Origin of the sequence: Mycobacterium lehmannii (assembly GCF_001499925.1) — a bacterium.
Classification (GTDB): Bacteria; Actinomycetota; Actinomycetes; order Mycobacteriales; family Mycobacteriaceae; genus Mycobacterium; species Mycobacterium lehmannii.
On the sequence record NZ_LQIR01000030.1, the window covers coordinates 1 to 16,717 of the forward strand.

Genomic DNA, 16,717 nt, shown 5'->3' on the forward strand with positions numbered 1-16,717 from the left:
CCACCGACCCCACACCGGCATCAAGGGAAAGTCACCTATCGAACGCCTCGACGTTCACAACCTGCCCGCGAAGAACAGCTAGGCCCTGGCGGTGAAGTGGATGGGGTTGGTGCCGAGCAGCGCAACCCAGGTCAGGATCGCGGCCGCGAATGCCACGACCAGCAGGCCGACGGCTACGCGCCGACCCCACGACACGCGGCCCAACACCTTGGCGTCGACCGCGTACGCGCCCGCTCCGAGGAACAACAGCGCAGCGGCGCCGACGCCGATCAGGAACGGCACGTTGAACGGTTCGGACCAGAAAGCCGACTGCGACACGTTGACGGCCCAGGCGTCGACCATCGCCGCGATCACCGCGCACGCAGCCAACGGCGTCAGCGCACCGAAGATGAGTCCAAGGCCACCGAGCGTCTCGGCCGCGGTGACCATGAACGCGGCCAACCCCGGCAACCGCCACCCGGCGGACTCCATGAAACCGACCGTGGTGCCGAAGTCGAAGGCCTTGATGAGGCCGGCCTGAAGAATGGCCGCGCCGACACCGATTCTCAGGATGAACAGGCCGATGTCCATCGCGGTGTCGCGCGTGGTGGTGGCGGCGGTCGCCGAGTCTGTCGTCGTCATGTCGATTACGACTACCAGGAACGCCGCAACTCATCGCGAAGAATCGCAGTGAACGCGGCGGGTCCGTGAGTCGTGTGTCCGGCAGGAGCGTTGACGCTTGTGACTTACCGTTGTTAAGTTACCGACGTTAGTCCAGAGCCGAGAGGACACCGAGTGCTGCAACGAATCGCACATCTGGCGATAGCGGCGCCTCGGCGCATCATCGCGATAGCGGTTCTGGTGATGGTCGCGTGCGGGATATTCGGTATCCCCGTCGCCAAGCACCTTTCCGCGGGCGGCTTCCAGGACCCGACCTCGGAGTCGGCGAAGGCCACAAAGCTCTTGGTCGACAAGTTCGGTCAGGGCGACATGGAGCTGATTCTCAGCGTGCATTCCGACGAGGGCGCGCAGAGCCCGACCGCGCGCGCCGTCGGCGAGGAGCTGGCCGCCGAACTGCGGGCCGCACCGTCCGTCGTCGGGGTGACCTCGCTGTGGAGCGCGCCGCCCACCGCCGCGCCCGCGCTCGTCAGCGAGGACGGAAAGACCGGGTTGATCGTCGCCGGCATCACCGGCGGTGAAAGCGCCGCGCAGAAGCATGCCAAGGCACTCTCCGAGCGCCTCGTGCACGACCGCGACGGCGTCACCGTGCGCGCCGGTGGCGAGGCCATGATCTACGTGCAGATCAACGGGCAGAGCGAAAGAGACCTCCTGAAGATGGAGGCGATCGCGATCCCGCTGTGCTTCGTGGCGCTGGTTTGGGTGTTCGGCGGCCTGCTCGCCGCCGCGCTGCCGTTGGCCATCGGTGGTTTCGCGATCCTCGGGTCGATGGCGGTGCTGCGCGGCGTCACCTACCTCACCGACGTCTCGATCTTCGCCATGAACCTCACGGTCGCAATGGGTTTGGCGCTCGCCATCGACTACACGCTGTTGATCATCAGCCGGTATCGCGACGAGCTCGCCGATGGCGTGGAACCCGACTCGGCGTTGGTGCGCACGATGGTGACCGCCGGGCGCACGGTGTTGTTCTCGGCGATGACGGTCGCGCTGTCCATGGTCGCGATGGTGCTGTTCCCGATGTACTTCCTGAAGTCGTTCGCATACGCGGGAATCGCGGTGGTGACGTTTGCGGCGGTCGCCGCGGTGGTCGTGGCGCCCGCGGCGATCGTGCTGCTCGGCGACCGGTTGGACTCTTTGGATGTGCGGCGGTTCGGTCGACGGCTGTTCGGCAGGCCGGAGCCGGTTCGCAAACCCGTCGAGCAGTCGTTCTGGTACCGCTGCACGAAAGTCGTGATGCGCCGGGCGCTTCCGATTGGGCTCGCGATCGTCACGCTGCTGCTGGTGCTCGGCGCGCCGTTCCTCAACGCGCGTTGGGGGTTCCCGGACGAGCGGGTGCTGCCTCAGTCCGCATCGGCGCGCCAGGTCGGCGACGAGCTGCGCAACGACTTCGCCGTCGACGCGGCCCGCAACGTCACCGTCGTCATACCGGACACCAAGGGGATCACGCCCGCAATGGTGGACCGCTACGCCGCCGATCTTTCGCGGGTTGCCGACGTGTCGTCGGTGTCGGCCCCCGGCGGCACGTTCGTCGACGGTAACCCGGTCGGGCCGCCGTCGGCCGCGACCGGCGTCAAGGACGGCAGCGCGTTTCTCACGGTGGCCAGTGAGGCGCCGTTGTACAGCGATGCCTCCGAAGCGCAGCTCGACCGGCTGGAGGCCGTGAGCACTCCCGCCGATGTTCCGGTGCTCCTGACCGGCACCGCGCAGGTGAACCGGGACAGTGCCTCGGCGATCACATCGCGACTGCCGCTGGTGCTCGGGGTGATCGGGGCCATCACGTTCGTGCTGCTCTTCCTGCTCACCGGGAGCGTGGTGCTGCCGGTGAAGGCGTTGATACTCAACGTCTTATCGCTGACGGCCGCATTCGGTGCGCTGGTGTGGATCTTCCAGGAAGGTCATCTCGGCGCGCTTGGCACCACGCCGACGGGGACCTTGGTGGCGAACATGCCGGTGTTGTTGTTCTGCATCGCGTTCGGGCTGTCGATGGACTACGAGGTCTTCCTGGTCTCGCGCATACGCGAGTTCTGGCTGCAGTTGGGCAAGGACCCGGCGATGTCCGCTCGTGCCCGCAACGACGAGAGCGTGGCACTCGGCCTGGCCAGGACCGGCCGCGTGGTGACAGCGGCGGCGCTGCTGATGTCGATTTCGTTCGCCGCGCTGATCGCCGCGGAGGTGTCGTTCATGCGGATGTTCGGGGTGGGGTTGACGCTGGCGGTGTTGGCCGACGCGACACTGGTGCGAATGGGACTGGTGCCGGCGTTCATGCATCTGCTCGGCCGGTGGAATTGGTGGGCGCCCAAGCCGCTGGCGAGGCTGCACGAACGGATCGGCTTGCGCGAATCCGCCGAACCGTCGCGCACCGCGGGTGAGGGCTCGGTCGAACCGGCGGGCACACGATGAAACGGCGACGCGCTCCGCGGGGGTCCGGAGAGCAGCTGCGCGACGAAATCCTCGACGCCACCACCGATCTGCTGCTCGAGTCAGGCAACGCGAAAGAGGTGTCGATCCGGTCGGTGGCGCAGCGGGTCGGGGTGACCCCGCCGTCGATCTACCTGCACTTCGCCGACAAGGACGCCCTGCTCGACGCGGTGTGCGCACGGTACTTCGAGAAGCTCGACGAGGAGATGCAAAGTGTGGCGGCAGGACAGCCGTCGACCATCGAGGTGCTGCGTGCCCAAGGGCTGGCGTATGTCCGGTTCGCGATGAAAACACCTGAGCTGTACCGCATTGCGACGATGGGAGACAGCCGGCCGGGCAGTGATGTGGACATCGCGTTGAACAGCTCGGCATTCGTCCACCTGCGCGCGGCGGTCGAGGGGCTGATGGCGGAGGGCACTTACCCGCCGGGGGACTCGACCGCGACGGCGTTGGAGTTGATGACCGTCGCGCACGGGGTCGCTGCGATGCTGATCTCCAAGCCGTATCTACCGTGGGGGGATGTCGAGGATTTCGCCGACCGGGTGCTGGCGGCCGTGTGCTTCGGTCAGATCGCCCGAGGCGCCGTTGACCTCGACAGGCCACCGGAAGCCGTCGCACAGTTGAAAGGGGCGCTACATGTCAGGCACGGTCGATAACCCGTTCTTCGCTCGGTTGTGGACGGCGATGTCCACCCACGAGACCGACGCCATCCGGCAACTCCGCCAGGAGAACCTCGCCGGCCTCTCCGGTCGGGTACTCGAGGTGGGCGCGGGCACCGGAACGAACTTCGAGTTCTACCCCGACACGGTCAGCGAGGTGGTGGCCGTGGAACCCGAACGCCGTCTGGCCGAACACGCCCGGCGCGCAGCGGTGGGGGCCCGGGTGCCCGTCACCGTCAGTGCCGACACGGTGGAGCACTTCGCCGCTGCGGGCAGCGAGCCGTTCGACGCGATCGTCTGCTCGCTGGTCCTGTGTTCGATCGACGACTCGGATACGGTTCTGCGACAGTTGCTTTCGTTGCTGCGGCCGGGCGGTGAGCTGCGCTATCTCGAGCACATCGCCAGCGACGGCGGACGCGGGCGGCTGCAGAGAATCGCCGACGCGACGGTGTGGCCGCGGCTGTTCGGGAACTGCCACACCCACCGCCACACCGAGCAGAGCATCGTGGGGGCGGGTTTCGAGGTCGAGGGCGCCCGGCGGGAATGGACCATGCCGAGGTGGTTGCCGCTGCCCGTCGCCGAGTTCGCGATCGGCCGCGCGATCAGGCCTTCGTGATTTGTGTGCGTTCGGGGGCGGTCAGCGCACCAGAGCGAACACAAATCGCTGAGGCTAGGCGACGGCTCGTCGGATCTCCGCGATCACTCGCTCGGGATACTGGGTGAGGTCCAACCACGTGAAGCGCAGGACTTTCCAACCGAGTAGTGCGATCTTGTTCTGACGATTGCGATCTTTGACGAAAACCTCTGCATCGCTGTGGAATGCCCAGCCGTCGACCTCGACGGCAACCTTCTGCACGCGGAAGGCGACGTCGACCTTGTACCCACTGATCGGATAGTTCGTGCGCCAACCGGTGATGCCGGCGTCCCGCAGCAATCGTACGAGCAGCCGTTCGGCGGCCGATCGGGCACCGTCCGACGCCGCCCGCAGCATTCGTCCGGCGGCTGGCGATCCGTATCGGCCCTTGTTTCGCAGATGCGCTCGCCATAGGTCTTGCAGTTCGACACGGCTCTGCAGGGCCGAATCCATCAGCACGATACCGTCGCGATCGCGGACCGCTGCTTCGACGACCGTCAGCGCCAATTCGGTTACTTTCAATCCCTTTCGTTCGATCACGTCTACCCGCGTCAAGTCACGGCGCCGTATCCGTATGCCGGTGCGGCGGGGGTGATGGCTGTTTCTGGGCACGGTCACCTCGACGACCTCGGGCGCGAACCGCGTCAGGCTGTGCCACCACGCCGCGGCCAATCCACTGGCTGTCGCGTGGGTTCCATAGCCCCAGACTGCGGCCCTCACCCGGGCGGCATCGGTGAACGGCCGGTCGTCGACGAAATACACACCCGGTGAGCAGCGTCGCCACCGTCCTGCGCTCACGCGTCTCCCGATCGCATATTTGCTCAGTCCGCATCGCTCCGCCTGGGCGAGAGTTATCACCCCGTCGTGCCGACGCAGATAGTCATCCAGCACGATCTACTCGGACGCTTCAGCCGCCTATTCGGTTCCACGCACTGCGATTTGTGTGCGTTCAGTCGCGATCAGCGCAACGAAACGCACACAAAAGCCGAAGTTATCCGAGTAGGGCCGGGAGTCGCTGCAGCAGGTTCGGCAGTGCGCTGGCCGCCGTCTCGCGCACGGACGCCGTCGCGGAGTCGGACAGCGGTGTGCGTTCCGGGTTGACCTCGATGACCGGGATGCCGTTGGCAAGTGCGATCTCGGGTAGGCCCGCCGCGGGATAGACGATCGACGAGGTGCCGACGACGATCACCAGGTCGGCGCCGCTGACCGCCTCAACCGATCGCTGCCATGCGTCCTCGGGCAGCGCCTCGCCGAACCAGACCACGTTGGGCCTGATGAGCCCGCCGCACACACATCGCGGCGGGTCGACGGTCTCCACGGGTTCGGGCATGTCGGGTAGCTCACCGGAATACGTTTCCTCGCAGCGATCGCAGCGGAACTCGAACAGGCTCCCGTGCACGTGGTAGACGTTCTTGCTGCCCGCTCGCTCGTGCAGGTCGTCGACGTTCTGGGTGACGACGTGCACGTCGGCGTAGTCCTGCCAGGCGGCGACGGCCCGGTGGCCGTCGTTGGGCTGCACCGCGCTCATCATGCGGTGGCGCCACAGATACCACGCCCACACCTTCTCCGGGTGTGCCCGCCACCCGTCCGAGCTGGAGATTTCATACGGGTCGACCTTCGCCCACAGTCCGGTTTCGACATCGCGGAACGTCGGCACCCCGCTTTCGGCCGAGATGCCCGCACCGCTGAGGACCGTCACTTGCACATGACCAAACTAGCCGCTGTGGGCGATACTGAGCACGTGGCCGGGTTGGGGGATTGGGTACGCATCGATCAGCGCTCGTCGGGGGCCTTATTCGACCAGCTCAGAACGCAGATCATCGACGGTGTGCGCGACGGCAGGCTGCCGCCGGGAACACGGCTGCCTACGGTGCGCGAGTTGGCGGGCCAGCTCGGCCTCGCGGTGAACACCGTGGCGCGGGCTTACCGCGAGTTGGAGGCGGCGGGGATCCTCGAAACCCGCGGCCGCTTCGGCACATTCGTCGCACATGCGGATCCCGTCGACGGAGCGATGGCCACCGCGGCGAACACGTTCGTGTCGGCCGCCAAGGCGCTCGGCGTCGGCAGGGACGACGCGCTGCGGTATGTGGAAGCGGCGTTCGGCTGATTTCGGGGAGCTAGCCGAATTCGAGCAGGGTGAAGACCGGCCGTACGGAATCGAACCACGGCAGTCGCTGAGCCCCCCACATCAACGCGTTGAGCACCTTGCCACGTCCAGGCGGAAGTGCGATGTCGTGCACCGCGCGGATCCCGGGGATCTCGTTGACGAGGTTGGCGACCTGCGAGGGCGTCATGTGGAACGGCATAGGCGGCACGCGATAGCTGAACGACGGCCGCAATAGGCCGCGGCTGATCAACCGGGCGAACCACGCCGGTGGCAGCTCGAACAGCATTCGTCCGCCGGGGAAGCGGGCCGCGCACTCGCCGATCAGGCCGAGTGCCTCCTCCGGCTGCAGATACATCAGCAGACCTTCGGCGGTGATGAACACGCCGTGTTCGGTGTCGACGTGGTCCATCCAGCTGTAGTCGAGCGCCGACTGGGCCACCATGCGCACCCGCTCCGATGCGGGCAGTAGACGTCGGCGCAGTTCGATGACCGGTGGGAGATCCACGGTGAGCCACTGAAATTCGTGTCCCACATCAGCGGCATCGATGCGGTAGAAGCTGGTCTGGAGCCCCTCAGCGAGCGCCACCACCGTGGCGCGAGGATGGTCGCCGAGGTAGCGCCGCGTCTCGCGGTCGAACGCCAGGGCCCGCACCGCCATGTCCTGGCGGCGCGACAGCCCGAATTTGGAGAAGTCGAAGTCGATGGAGTCGGCGAGCTGGATCGCCATCGGATCGTCGATCAGTCGGTCCGGTCGACGGGCCTCCGTGGCTCGCACGTTCAGCGTCATCAGCGCGGTCTCGGAGACACCGGTCAACATGGTGGCGTCGGCCTTGGCGGACCCGGCGTTCGATTCGGAACTCACCTGCTCGAATGTACCTAGCGCAGGACTTTGTCCAACGTCCGCAGGTTCCTGGTGGTGGTCGACGACTTGTACCGCTTCTTGCCCATGGTCTTGCCGATCGTGGTCTCGAGCGTCGCGGCCCTGGGCACCTGCCAGTAGATGACGCCATCGCCCCGCTCGATTTTCTCCTCGGGCGCCGCCTCAACTGCCAGGCCGGCGAGCTCGTCGAGCACCTGTTCGTCGGTCACGAACGTGACGTAGGAGTGGTGGTCGGGGACCTCGCGCTCGAACGGGTAAGCGCGCGAGATCGCCGCGACGGTGTCGATCGGGTAGGCCAGCACCCAGGCGTCGTATCCGAACGTGTCGCGCAGCGCCTTCTCGGCCTTCTTTCGCACCGCGTCGACCTTCGACCCGCTCTCGAACAGCACGTTGCCGCTGGCGAGGATCGTTCGCACCGAACGGAATCCGGCGTCCTCGAAGGCCTTCGCGACGTCAGCCATCTTGAGGTTGACACCGCCGACGTTGACCCCCCGCAGAAAAGCGGCGTAGCGCGTCATCAGCCGAACTCCAGCAGGGTGTGGCTGGGCCGGCCTCTGCGCAGGAAGCCGAGGCGGTCCCACACCGGCGAGGCCAGCACCTTGTACAGTCCACGCCCCGGAATCATGGGCAGGTCGTGAGCGGCGCGCACACCGGGAAAGCGCCCGGCCAGCGCGACCGCCTCGTCGGGGGTCATCGCGAAGGGCATCGGTGGGGTGACGTAGCGGTCGGAGAGCTTCAGTTTGCCGCGCACCGTGCGTCGGCTGAACCAGGGCGGCACGTTGTCGAACATCATCCGGCCCCCGGGGAAGCGGGCCGCGCAGTCGCGGATCAGACCGAGCGCGTCGTCGGCGTCCAGATACATCAGCAGACCTTCGGTGGTGATGAACACCCCGTTCGACGCGTCGATGCGGTCCATCCAGTTACGGTCCAGCGCTGACTGCGCCAGCGGGACGATGCGGTCGTCGTGCGGCAACAGCTTCTCGCGCAGCGCCACGATGGGTGCGAGATCGACTGAGTACCAGGTCAATTCGTCGGTGACGCCCTGTCTCTGCAGGCGCCAGAAGCTGGTCTGAAGGCCTTCGGCGAGCGCGACCACTGACGCCTTCGGATGCGCGGTCAGATACTCGCGAGTGGCGGCGTCGAAGGCGAGAGCCCGGACCGCGTGCGACTGGTTGGGTCTGCCGAACTTGCCGTAGTCGTAGTCGATGGCGTCGAACAGTGTGACCGCCCACGGGTCGCGGAGCACCCCGTCGGAACGTTTGGCTTCGCTGGCGCGGAAGTACAGCGTCCACAGCGCGGTCGCGGATACGCCTTCGAGCACGTTGCCGTCGATGCGGGGTGCATGAGCGGTCACATCTCGATGGTAGAGACGTAGGCTTCGAGCATGGGACGCCACGTGTTCGATGACAAACTGCTCGCGCTGATCGGCGGAAACTCGCTGGGCGTCCTGGCGACCATCAAACGCGACGGTCGCCCGCAGCTGTCGAATGTGTCGTACTACTTCGACTCGCGCGCATTGACCATCCAGGTGTCGATCACCGAACCGCGGGCCAAGACCCGCAACCTGCGGCGCGATCCGCGCGCCTCACTTCACGTCAGCTCCGACGACGGCTGGTCCTACGCGGTCGCCGAGGGGGACGCGGCACTCACACCGCCCGCGGCGTCACCGGACGACGAGACCGTGGAGGCGCTGATCGCGTTGTACCGCAACATCGCCGGCGAACATCCCGACTGGGACGACTACCGGCGCGCGATGGTCGACGACCGCCGGGTGGTGATGACGCTGCCGATCAGCCACGTCTACGGTATGCCGCCCGGCAAGCGCTAAAAGCAGGCGACGGCCGTCGGTCCACGGGCTAGGCTGCCGTTCATGGCTGAGACACCGGAAGACGACACCAAGCGCAAGTTCCGGGAGGCGCTGGAGCGCAAGAAGGCCAAGTCGGCCGGTGGAGGCGACCACAAGGACGGTGGCGCTAAGCAGCCGCGCACGCACGGGCCGGTCGAGCACCGCAGGGAGTTCCGCCGCAAGAGCGGCTAGCGGGACGCGCGCGCTTCGCGGACCAGGATCGCCGCCAGGCAGATACCGGAGAGCACGGCCACCGCCACCGCGAAACTCACGCCGGCCGTGCGTAATCCCCATTGCTCGGCGGCCAATCCCTCGCCGACGACGGGCAGCGAGATGGCCACGTAGCCGATGACGAAGTAGGTCGAGTTGACCTCGGCGCGGCGGTCGGCAGGGCTGCGTTCGGAGATGGCGGCCAGGCCGCGGCTGAAGCTCATGCCCTGTCCCGCGCCCGACACCAGGGCGGCCGCGATCAGCCCGATCAGCGACGAGAGTTGAAGTGCGACTGCAAGAATCGCCATCCCCGCAACCAGGATCGCGCAGCCGATGGCGAGCGCCCGCTGCGGCTGCATGGTGTTGGTGGCGATCTGGGTCAGGGCTGAGGCGGCGAAGATCGAGCCGGCGATGAGCCCGGCGACGGCCTGGTTGTCGATGCCGACGACCTCGGTGACAAAGGACGGCGCGACGGCGGCGAACAGTCCGGTGACGGCGAATCCGGCGAAGCCTGCGATCGCGGCGAGGATGAACACCGAACGCATTTCGGGCGGTACCGCCAGCCGCTGCAGCGCGATGCGTCCGGACCGCGGCGAGGTCTCGGGCACCAGCAGCACCGCCACGCCCGCCAGTGCCGCCAGCACGATGTGCACGATGAAGCTCAGGTGTAGCGGCATCGGGGCGTACTCAACCAGCACGCCGGCCAGCATCGGACCGGCCCCGAGTCCGCCGATGTTGGCGACGGTCGCTACCGCGGCGGCCCTGCTGCGCCAGTGCGGCGGTGCGGCCTCGATGACGGCGGCGGTGGCCGTCCCGGTGAAGACGCCCGCGGACAGTCCGGAGAACACGCGGCCGACAACAAGCAGCGGCACCGAGTCCGCGACCAGGAACACCCCGGCGCTGATTAGCGCCGCGACCACGCCGCCGAGCAGCAGTGGGCGCCTGCCGATCGCATCGGACCACCGTCCGAACGCCAACAGCGCGAACAGCACACCGCCCGCGTAGGCCGCGTAGACGACGGTGGTGGTCACCACCGAGAACTGCATCCGCTCGCCGTAGAGGGCATACATCGGCGTCGGCATCGTGGTGCCGAGCATGATCGCTGCGAATGCGTACGCCAGTAGGGGGAACGCCCAGCGCGTGCTCACGCGGGTCGGAGCCTCAGTCACGGCTCGGTGCAACTTTCCGCGCCGAAATTGCATTCCAGCAGGCGGTCACTCGTACTTTGCCTGCTGGAATGCAATTTCGCGCAGTTGAAGTCAGTGGGTGACGGCCTTCTCGGCGCCGAAGCCGGTCAGCGAGCGCACCTCGAACTCGGCGTTGATGTCCGGATCGCCCCGGTCCGATGACGTCAGGGTGGCGAGGGCGCCGAGCAGGAACGCCAGCGGGATCGACACGATGCCGGGGTTGGCGAGCGGGAACCAGGCGAAGTCGACGCTCGGCAGCATCGCGGTCTTCGATCCCGACACGGCCGGGGAGAACACGATCAGCACGATCGTCGAGATCAGACCGCCGTACATGCTCCACAGCGCGCCGCGGGTGTTGAACCGCGGCCAGTACAGCGAGTACAGGATGGTCGGCAGGTTGGCCGCCGCGGCCACCGCGAAGGCGAGCGCGACCAGGAACGCGATGTTCTGCTCGGCGGCCAGCACGCCAAGTCCGATCGCGAAGACACCCAGCACCACGACCGTGACCCGCGAAACCCGCACCTGCTCGCTCTCGCTGACCCGGTCGCTCTTGAGCACGCTGGCATAGATGTCGTGCGCGAACGACGTTGCCGCCGTGATGGTCAGGCCGGCGACCACGGCGAGGATCGTCGCGAACGCGACCGCCGAGATGATGCCGAGCAGGATCACCCCGCCGAGTTCGAACGCCAGAAGCGGTGCGGCCGAGTTCTGCCCGCCGGGGGCGGCCAGGATGGTGTCGGGCCCGACGAGCGCCGCGGCGCCGTAACCGAGGGCGAGGGTGAACAGGTAGAACGCGCCGATGAGCGCGATCGCCCAGACCACCGAGCGGCGCGCCTCCTTGGCGGTCGGCACCGTGTAGAAGCGCATCAGCACGTGCGGCAGGCCCGCGGTGCCCAGCACCAGCGCCAGTGCCAACGAGATGAAGTTGATCTGCGATGTCAACGACGCGCCGTACTGCGCGCCGGGGGCAAGGACGTCGCGGGCGGCGACGGCCTCGTTCGACGAGCCCGAGACGGCCGACTGGGCTGCGCCGAGGATCTCGGAGAAGTTCGCACCGAACTTGGCGAGCACCCACACCGTCATCAGCGCCGTGCCGCCGATCAACAGCACGGCCTTGATGATCTGCACCCAGGTGGTGCCCTTCATGCCGCCGATCAGCACGTAGACGATCATCAGCACACCGACGACAGCGATCACGACGGCCTGGCCGAAATCGCTGGTGACGTTGAGTAACAGCGCGACGAGCCCGCCGGCGCCTGCCATCTGCGCGAGCAGGTAGAACAGGCACACGACCAGAGTCGTGGTGGCCGCTGCTAGCCGCACCGGGCGCTGCTTGAGCCGGAAGCTAAGCACGTCGGCCATCGTGAATTTGCCTGCGTTGCGCAGTAATTCGGCGACCAACAGCAGCGCGACGAGCCAGGCCACCAGGAAGCCGATGGAGTAGAGGAAGCCGTCGTAGCCGTAGACTGCGATCGCACCCGCGATGCCCAGGAAGCTGGCGGCGGACAGATAGTCACCGGAGATCGCGATGCCGTTCTGGGGGCCGGTGAACGACCGCCCGGCCGTGAAGAATTCGGTGGCGGTGGCGTTGCGCTTGCTCGCGCGGATCACGATGTACAGCGTCACCGCGACGAACAGCCCGAAGATGCCGATGTTGGCGGCGGGGTTGCCGACGTTCGGGTCCACGGCCAGCAAGGTGGTCATACCGCACCGCCTTCCAGTTTGGTGCGGATGGCCTCGGCCCGCGGGTCGAGCTCGCGGTTGGCGAAGCGTACGTACAGGCCGGTGATCACGAACGTGGAGACGAACTGACCGACGCCGATCAACAGGCCGACGTTGATGTCGCCCCACACCTTGATGGCCATGAAGTCGTGGGCGAACGCGCCCAGAATCACGTAGGCGGCATACCAGATGAGAAACACCGCGCTCATCGGGAAGACAAAGCGTCGCAGCCGGCTCCGCAGTTCCTGAAACTCCGGGCTGGCCTGCACGGCCCGAAATTCGTCGCCGCTGACCGCGGTGCCCGAGGATGATCGTTGCGTCTCGGGCACGGGCGACTCCTGATCTAGATGTCGTTGCGTGTGCGCAGCCGGGAGACGCGCGTCACATTCAGCTGATTGCCAGGCAACTCTAAGCCCAAACCTCGGATCTAGACTGGCGTCGTGGCGAAACTGCAGCTTGTCCAAGATCCCGCGGCCGACGCGCTGCTGGAATCCAACCCGTTCGCATTGTTGACCGGGATGCTGCTCGATCAGCAGTACCCGATGGAGGCGGCGTTCGCAGGTCCGAAGAAGATCGCGGACCGCCTCGGTGGCTTCGATGTCCGCGAGATCGCCGACTACGACCCCGAGAAGTTCGTCGAGTTGTGCTCGAAAACCCCTGCAATCCACCGGTTTCCGGGTTCGATGGCTAAACGGGTACAGGCGCTGGCGCAGTTGATCGTCGATCGCTACGGCGGTGATGCGGCCGCGCTGTGGACCGAGGGCGACCCGGACGGCGCCGAGGTGCTGCGTCGGCTCAAGGCCCTGCCCGGGTTCGGTGAACAGAAGGCGAAGATCTTTCTGGCTCTGCTCGGCAAGCAGTACGGCGTGACCCCCGAAGGTTGGCGCAAGGCCGCCGGCGACTACGGCAAGGCGGGCTCGTACCGGTCGGTGGCCGACGTGGTCGACGCCGGTTCGCTGGAGAAGGTGCGGTCGTACAAGAAGCAGGCGAAGGCAGCCGCCAAGGCCGCAAAGGGTTAGACCGCGGCGTCCTCGGAATCCAAGCGGGCCAGCGTCTTGATGACGGATGCGACGACGCGGCCGGTGGAGGTCCCGGTGTCGAGGCCCTCTTTGAGGGTGCGAAGCCGAAGGCCGCGTTCGCAGAGTTCGGCGATGGTGCGGGTGACCTCGGTTCCGGTACGGCCGAGCCGGTCGAGCGCGACCACGACTATGGTGTCGCCGGAACGGGCGTAGCTCAACATGGAGTGTAGGCCCGCGCCGATGCGGTCGGCGGAATCAGAAAGCCGGTCGGTGAACACCCGTCGGGGGTCGACACCTGCAGCGTTGAGCGCCGCGAGCTGACCCTCGAGGCCCTGCTCGGCGGTGCTTGCTGTGGCGTAGCCCAGCGTGCAGGTCACGTTCCCAAGATCGCACGAGGCAGGTCGTCCCGAAAGCGACGCCGTGATGTTTGCGCCGAACCGTTACCGGACGTCGATAAACGAGAGATGAAGTAGTGGATTACGCATTGTGCCGGGGTCGAGACGGAGCACACTGCTTGCCATGGCTGACGAAGTCCTGGACCCTATCCGCGTGGTCGGGCTGGAGGTGCTCGACGAGGGCACCACTTCTCGCCATCCGGCACCGCTGCTCTTCATCCACGGCGCCTGGCACGCCGCATGGTGCTGGGAGAACTTCCTCGGTTTCTTCGCCGAGAACGGTTATCGCGCAGTGGCGGTCAGCCTGAGAGGACACGGTGCCAGTGCCGTGCCACAGCGATTCAGGCTCTGTTCGCTGACCGACTACATCGACGACGTCGAAAGTGTCATTGCGCAATTGCCCGCTGCGCCAATCCTCGTCGGCCACTCGATGGGCGGGTTCATCGTCCAGAAGTATCTCCAGCGCAACGACGCAGCGGCGGCCGTCTTGTTGGCGTCCGCGTCCGTTCACGGCAGCCGTGGCTTCGCGCAGCGCTTGATGCGGCGACATCCGTGGCTGATGTTCAGGAACATGGTCACGGGCGACGGCGCTCACGGGTACAATACGCCGACCGTCGCCCGCGGGTTGTTCTACTCGCAGAACACCGCCGAATCGGACGTGGCTCGCTACGCGGCGCTGGTCGGTAACGAGAGCCTTCGGGTCGCATTCGACACCTTCCGTCCGATCGCCAGTCCCGAGAGCGTGACGACACCCGTCCTTGTTCTTGGCGCGGAACTCGACGGCGCGATCACACGCGCGGAGGTCGACGCGACCGCGAGGGCGTATGGCGGCCAGGCCGAGATCTTCCCGGATATGGGGCACAACATGATGCTCGAATCGGGTTGGGCCGAGGTAGCCCGCCACATCGACGCGTGGCTCACCGCTCGCGGGCTCTGAACGGCACTCCGTCGAAGCGCTCCCTGGTGGCGATCTCGGCGACGGGTTTGCGGGTCAACCTCGTCAGTTGGCGGACCGGCCTACCGAGCGGTAGTACAGCGGCGACCGCGTAGTTGTCCGGGATGCCCAGCAACTCACGAACCCGCGGCTCTTCGGCGACGGCGGCGGTGGTGAGCACACCGCCGTACCCCTCGTTGCGGGCTGCCAGCAGGATGTTCCAGACGAACGGGTACACCGAGGCGCCCGCGACCAGACCCACACGGTTGAGGTGCTGATCGAACGCGGCCACGACGCCGAGATCGACGCAGACCACCAGCACCACCTCGGCGGTGCGCAGCGGAGACTGGTTCGGCACGTTGACCGCCGCGATGGTCTGCTCGTCAACCCGACAGGGATGCAACGGATTCCACGGGCTTTCGCCGTTGCGCAGCTGCGCGATGTAGCGCTTGGCCCCGGGTATCGCGCATTCGATCAGCGCCTCGCGTGTTGCGGTATCGCGCACCACGACGACCCGAGTGCCCTGGCGGTTGCCGCCGCTCGGCGCGAAGCGGGCATTGTCGAGGATGCGCTCGAGGACGTCGTCGGGCAGCGGGTCGCCGGTGTACTCGCGCACTGCAGCCGTCGTGCGCATGACGTCGTTGAGATCCATGGCTATATCTTGGGCCTGTCGGTGGCGACCTATGCGAAGGTGGGGATATGAAGACGCACCTGAACTGCCCGTGTGGCGAAGCGATTGTCGGTAAGGACGAGGAGGACCTGGTCGAGAAGGCCCAGGCGCATCTGTCCGAGTCGCATCCCGGCCGCGATTACGACCGGGACGCGATCCTCTTCATGGCCTACTGATCCTGATTCCAAACCGACGCAATGGTCGATCGCGAGCCGGCGAATCAGCCAAAGCGTCGGTCTGACGACTACTGATCCGGCGAGCGACCGCATTTGCACGCGCCGGCGCGGCGTGTCGTGGTGCAACACGGCCGCTCGCGGGGATGTGTGTGTGGGCCCGCGGGGGTTGAGGCAGACGTTACGGAACGACCGTCGAGCCGATCGTCGGCATGAACTGGCACTGCCGTTCGGTGGTCGTGACCTGTCCGAAGATGGTCGACAAGATGCTGCCCGAGCCGGTGTCGGCGATCGCGGTCAGAGTGGTCGGCCCCTCGGGGTTGATATCCGAGCGCGGCTTCAGCGTGGCGCTGCCCGACTTACCGGTGGTCAGGTTGACCCAGGTGACGTTGAGCGGCAACTTCTGCTCGGCAGCCGGACCCGGCGTGCCGACCGCGGTGAACACGTAAGCGGTCTGACCCGGACCGGGGCCCGGAGTCGGGATCTTCGCGGGCCCGGCCACCGAAATCGCGGTGGCGAGTACGTTTCCGCCGTCGCCGAGGCAACCGTTGCTGATCGACGGGTACATGAAGTCCTGCGTCGGCGGGGCGTCCGGGCCGAAGCCGGGGCCGGGCGCGGCGGCAGGAGCCGGTGCGGGTGCTGGACCCGGGGCAGGCCCGGCCTCCGGAGCCGGTGCGGGTGCTGGAGCCGGTGCGGCCTCGGGTGCGGGCGCCGCGGCAACGGCCACCGGTGCAGCCGCAGGCGCCGGAGCGGGAGCGGCCGCAGGTGTGGGCGGCACCTCGGGTGCGGGCACCGCGTCCGGTACGGGTCCGACAGCGTGAGCCGGATTGATCCCGGCCGGCAGATGCGCCTGCTCGCCCGGCACCGCGCCGGGTGCGGGATTGTGCGCGACGAACTGGTTGACCGCCGACGCGACATTGCGCGACTCGGTGGGCGCGACCGCGTCACCGGCGAACACCGCGGCCGCGGCCATCAGCGTCGACGCGGCATTCGTGGGATCAGCGGCGGCCTGCTGGATCGCCGGGCTGATGCCCTGGACCGCGGTCAGTCCGGGCGCCTGCAGGCCGTCGATCGGCGCCGGGGGCGCGGGTTCGGCGCCGGCCACACCGGTCACGCCGCTGGCGAGCAGCGTGGCCGATGAGCCGATCGCGAGGGCGACGTTGGCGAACATCCTTCGAGCTGACATGGCTCCCTCAGAGGTTGTAG

General features: G+C 67.0%; 21 protein-coding genes. 9 read left to right on the plus strand and 12 right to left on the minus strand.

The genetic code is table 11. The features are described from left to right. Window positions 1-78 precede the first annotated feature (78 nt). Complete coding sequence (locus AU192_RS16260; RefSeq protein WP_064397961.1) at window positions 79-621, minus strand: DoxX family protein; 543 nt, start codon at window positions 619-621, stop codon at window positions 79-81. Between the two features lie 153 nt (window positions 622-774). Between AU192_RS16260 and AU192_RS16265 the strand changes: the two genes are divergently transcribed. The 3 genes from AU192_RS16265 to AU192_RS16275 are packed head-to-tail and all read left to right on the plus strand — an operon-like array spanning window position 775 to window position 4,350. After that, complete coding sequence (locus AU192_RS16265) at window positions 775-3,057, plus strand: MMPL family transporter (RefSeq protein ID WP_064397963.1); 2,283 nt, start codon at window positions 775-777, stop codon at window positions 3,055-3,057. Next, a complete protein-coding gene (locus tag AU192_RS16270; protein WP_064397965.1) occupies window positions 3,054-3,731 on the plus strand; it encodes a TetR/AcrR family transcriptional regulator in 678 nt (225 codons plus the stop codon). The genes AU192_RS16265 and AU192_RS16270 overlap by 4 nt, the downstream gene beginning before the upstream one ends. Continuing rightward, window positions 3,712-4,350: a class I SAM-dependent methyltransferase gene (locus AU192_RS16275; protein WP_064397966.1), complete on the plus strand. Its 639-nt coding sequence runs from the start codon at window positions 3,712-3,714 to the stop codon at window positions 4,348-4,350. Before AU192_RS16270 ends, AU192_RS16275 begins: the two co-directional genes overlap by 20 nt. A gap of 54 nt (window positions 4,351-4,404) precedes the next feature. Here AU192_RS16275 and AU192_RS16280 read toward each other — a convergent pair whose 3' ends face one another. Then, window positions 4,405-5,259 carry a DUF559 domain-containing protein gene (locus tag AU192_RS16280; RefSeq protein ID WP_064397968.1) on the minus strand — a complete coding sequence of 285 codons (855 nt, stop codon included), beginning with the start codon at window positions 5,257-5,259 and terminating at the stop codon, window positions 4,405-4,407. A gap of 100 nt (window positions 5,260-5,359) precedes the next feature. Further along, window positions 5,360-6,073: an NAD-dependent deacylase gene (locus tag AU192_RS16285; RefSeq protein ID WP_064397970.1), complete on the minus strand. Its 714-nt coding sequence runs from the start codon at window positions 6,071-6,073 to the stop codon at window positions 5,360-5,362. A 36-nt stretch (window positions 6,074-6,109) separates the two neighbouring features. Here AU192_RS16285 and AU192_RS16290 point away from each other — a divergent pair, with 36 nt between their 5' ends. Beyond that, complete coding sequence (locus AU192_RS16290) at window positions 6,110-6,475, plus strand: Rv1152 family transcriptional regulator (RefSeq protein ID WP_064427771.1); 366 nt, start codon at window positions 6,110-6,112, stop codon at window positions 6,473-6,475. 10 nt (window positions 6,476-6,485) lie between these two features. Here the strand turns inward: AU192_RS16290 and AU192_RS16295 are convergent, their stop codons facing one another. Genes AU192_RS16295 through AU192_RS16305 form a run of 3 tightly spaced genes read right to left on the minus strand, consistent with a single transcriptional unit; the run spans window position 6,486 to window position 8,709 of the window. After that, complete coding sequence (locus tag AU192_RS16295) at window positions 6,486-7,292, minus strand: class I SAM-dependent methyltransferase (RefSeq protein ID WP_064398019.1); 807 nt, start codon at window positions 7,290-7,292, stop codon at window positions 6,486-6,488. 59 nt (window positions 7,293-7,351) lie between these two features. Further along, the gene (locus tag AU192_RS16300) at window positions 7,352-7,873 is read right to left on the minus strand and encodes a DUF1697 domain-containing protein (RefSeq protein WP_064397973.1); all 522 of its coding nucleotides are present in this window, start codon (window positions 7,871-7,873) and stop codon (window positions 7,352-7,354) included. Further along, a complete protein-coding gene (locus AU192_RS16305; RefSeq protein WP_064397975.1) occupies window positions 7,873-8,709 on the minus strand; it encodes a class I SAM-dependent methyltransferase in 837 nt (278 codons plus the stop codon). Before AU192_RS16305 ends, AU192_RS16300 begins: the two co-directional genes overlap by 1 nt. Window positions 8,710-8,739: 30 nt before the next feature. Between AU192_RS16305 and AU192_RS16310 the strand changes: the two genes are divergently transcribed. Further along, a complete protein-coding gene (locus tag AU192_RS16310) occupies window positions 8,740-9,183 on the plus strand; it encodes a PPOX class F420-dependent oxidoreductase (protein WP_064397977.1) in 444 nt (147 codons plus the stop codon). Between the two features lie 42 nt (window positions 9,184-9,225). Next, window positions 9,226-9,393 carry a DUF5302 domain-containing protein gene (locus AU192_RS25485; RefSeq protein ID WP_094289178.1) on the plus strand — a complete coding sequence of 56 codons (168 nt, stop codon included), beginning with the start codon at window positions 9,226-9,228 and terminating at the stop codon, window positions 9,391-9,393. Here the strand turns inward: AU192_RS25485 and AU192_RS16315 are convergent. The 3 genes from AU192_RS16315 to AU192_RS16325 are packed head-to-tail and all read right to left on the minus strand — an operon-like array spanning window position 9,390 to window position 12,649. Next, window positions 9,390-10,613, minus strand: a complete 1,224-nt coding sequence (locus tag AU192_RS16315) for an MFS transporter (RefSeq protein WP_082695035.1) — start codon at window positions 10,611-10,613, stop codon at window positions 9,390-9,392. The genes AU192_RS25485 and AU192_RS16315 overlap by 4 nt on opposite strands. 57 nt (window positions 10,614-10,670) lie before the next feature. Next, window positions 10,671-12,302, minus strand: a complete 1,632-nt coding sequence (locus AU192_RS16320) for a solute symporter family protein (protein ID WP_064397978.1) — start codon at window positions 12,300-12,302, stop codon at window positions 10,671-10,673. Next, on the minus strand, window positions 12,299-12,649 hold the full coding sequence (locus tag AU192_RS16325) for a DUF485 domain-containing protein (RefSeq protein WP_064397980.1): 351 nt from the start codon (window positions 12,647-12,649) through the stop codon (window positions 12,299-12,301). Before AU192_RS16325 ends, AU192_RS16320 begins: the two co-directional genes overlap by 4 nt. A 111-nt stretch (window positions 12,650-12,760) precedes the next feature. On the opposite strand from AU192_RS16325, the gene AU192_RS16330 reads away from it, so the two are divergent. After that, window positions 12,761-13,339 (plus strand): HhH-GPD-type base excision DNA repair protein, encoded by a 579-nt coding sequence (locus AU192_RS16330; RefSeq protein WP_064397983.1) that lies wholly within the window; start codon window positions 12,761-12,763, stop codon window positions 13,337-13,339. Here the strand turns inward: AU192_RS16330 and AU192_RS16335 are convergent. Then, window positions 13,336-13,716, minus strand: coding sequence for a recombinase family protein (locus AU192_RS16335; RefSeq protein WP_064397985.1), 381 nt, complete (start codon window positions 13,714-13,716; stop codon window positions 13,336-13,338). The two genes, AU192_RS16330 and AU192_RS16335, sit on opposite strands and share 4 nt — an antisense overlap. Window positions 13,717-13,858: 142 nt before the next feature. Between AU192_RS16335 and AU192_RS16340 the strand changes: the two genes are divergently transcribed. Further along, window positions 13,859-14,671: an alpha/beta hydrolase gene (locus AU192_RS16340; RefSeq protein WP_064397986.1), complete on the plus strand. Its 813-nt coding sequence runs from the start codon at window positions 13,859-13,861 to the stop codon at window positions 14,669-14,671. Here AU192_RS16340 and AU192_RS16345 read toward each other — a convergent pair. Further along, window positions 14,652-15,320 carry a nitroreductase family protein gene (locus tag AU192_RS16345; protein ID WP_064397988.1) on the minus strand — a complete coding sequence of 223 codons (669 nt, stop codon included), beginning with the start codon at window positions 15,318-15,320 and terminating at the stop codon, window positions 14,652-14,654. The two genes, AU192_RS16340 and AU192_RS16345, sit on opposite strands and share 20 nt — an antisense overlap. Window positions 15,321-15,367: 47 nt before the next feature. Here AU192_RS16345 and AU192_RS25145 point away from each other — a divergent pair, with 47 nt between their 5' ends. Beyond that, window positions 15,368-15,514, plus strand: coding sequence for a DUF1059 domain-containing protein (locus AU192_RS25145; RefSeq protein ID WP_066808023.1), 147 nt, complete (start codon window positions 15,368-15,370; stop codon window positions 15,512-15,514). Between the two features lie 178 nt (window positions 15,515-15,692). On the opposite strand, the gene AU192_RS16350 is transcribed toward AU192_RS25145, so the two are convergent. Continuing rightward, complete coding sequence (locus tag AU192_RS16350; RefSeq protein ID WP_064397990.1) at window positions 15,693-16,697, minus strand: Rv1157c family protein; 1,005 nt, start codon at window positions 16,695-16,697, stop codon at window positions 15,693-15,695. Window positions 16,698-16,717 lie beyond the last annotated feature (20 nt).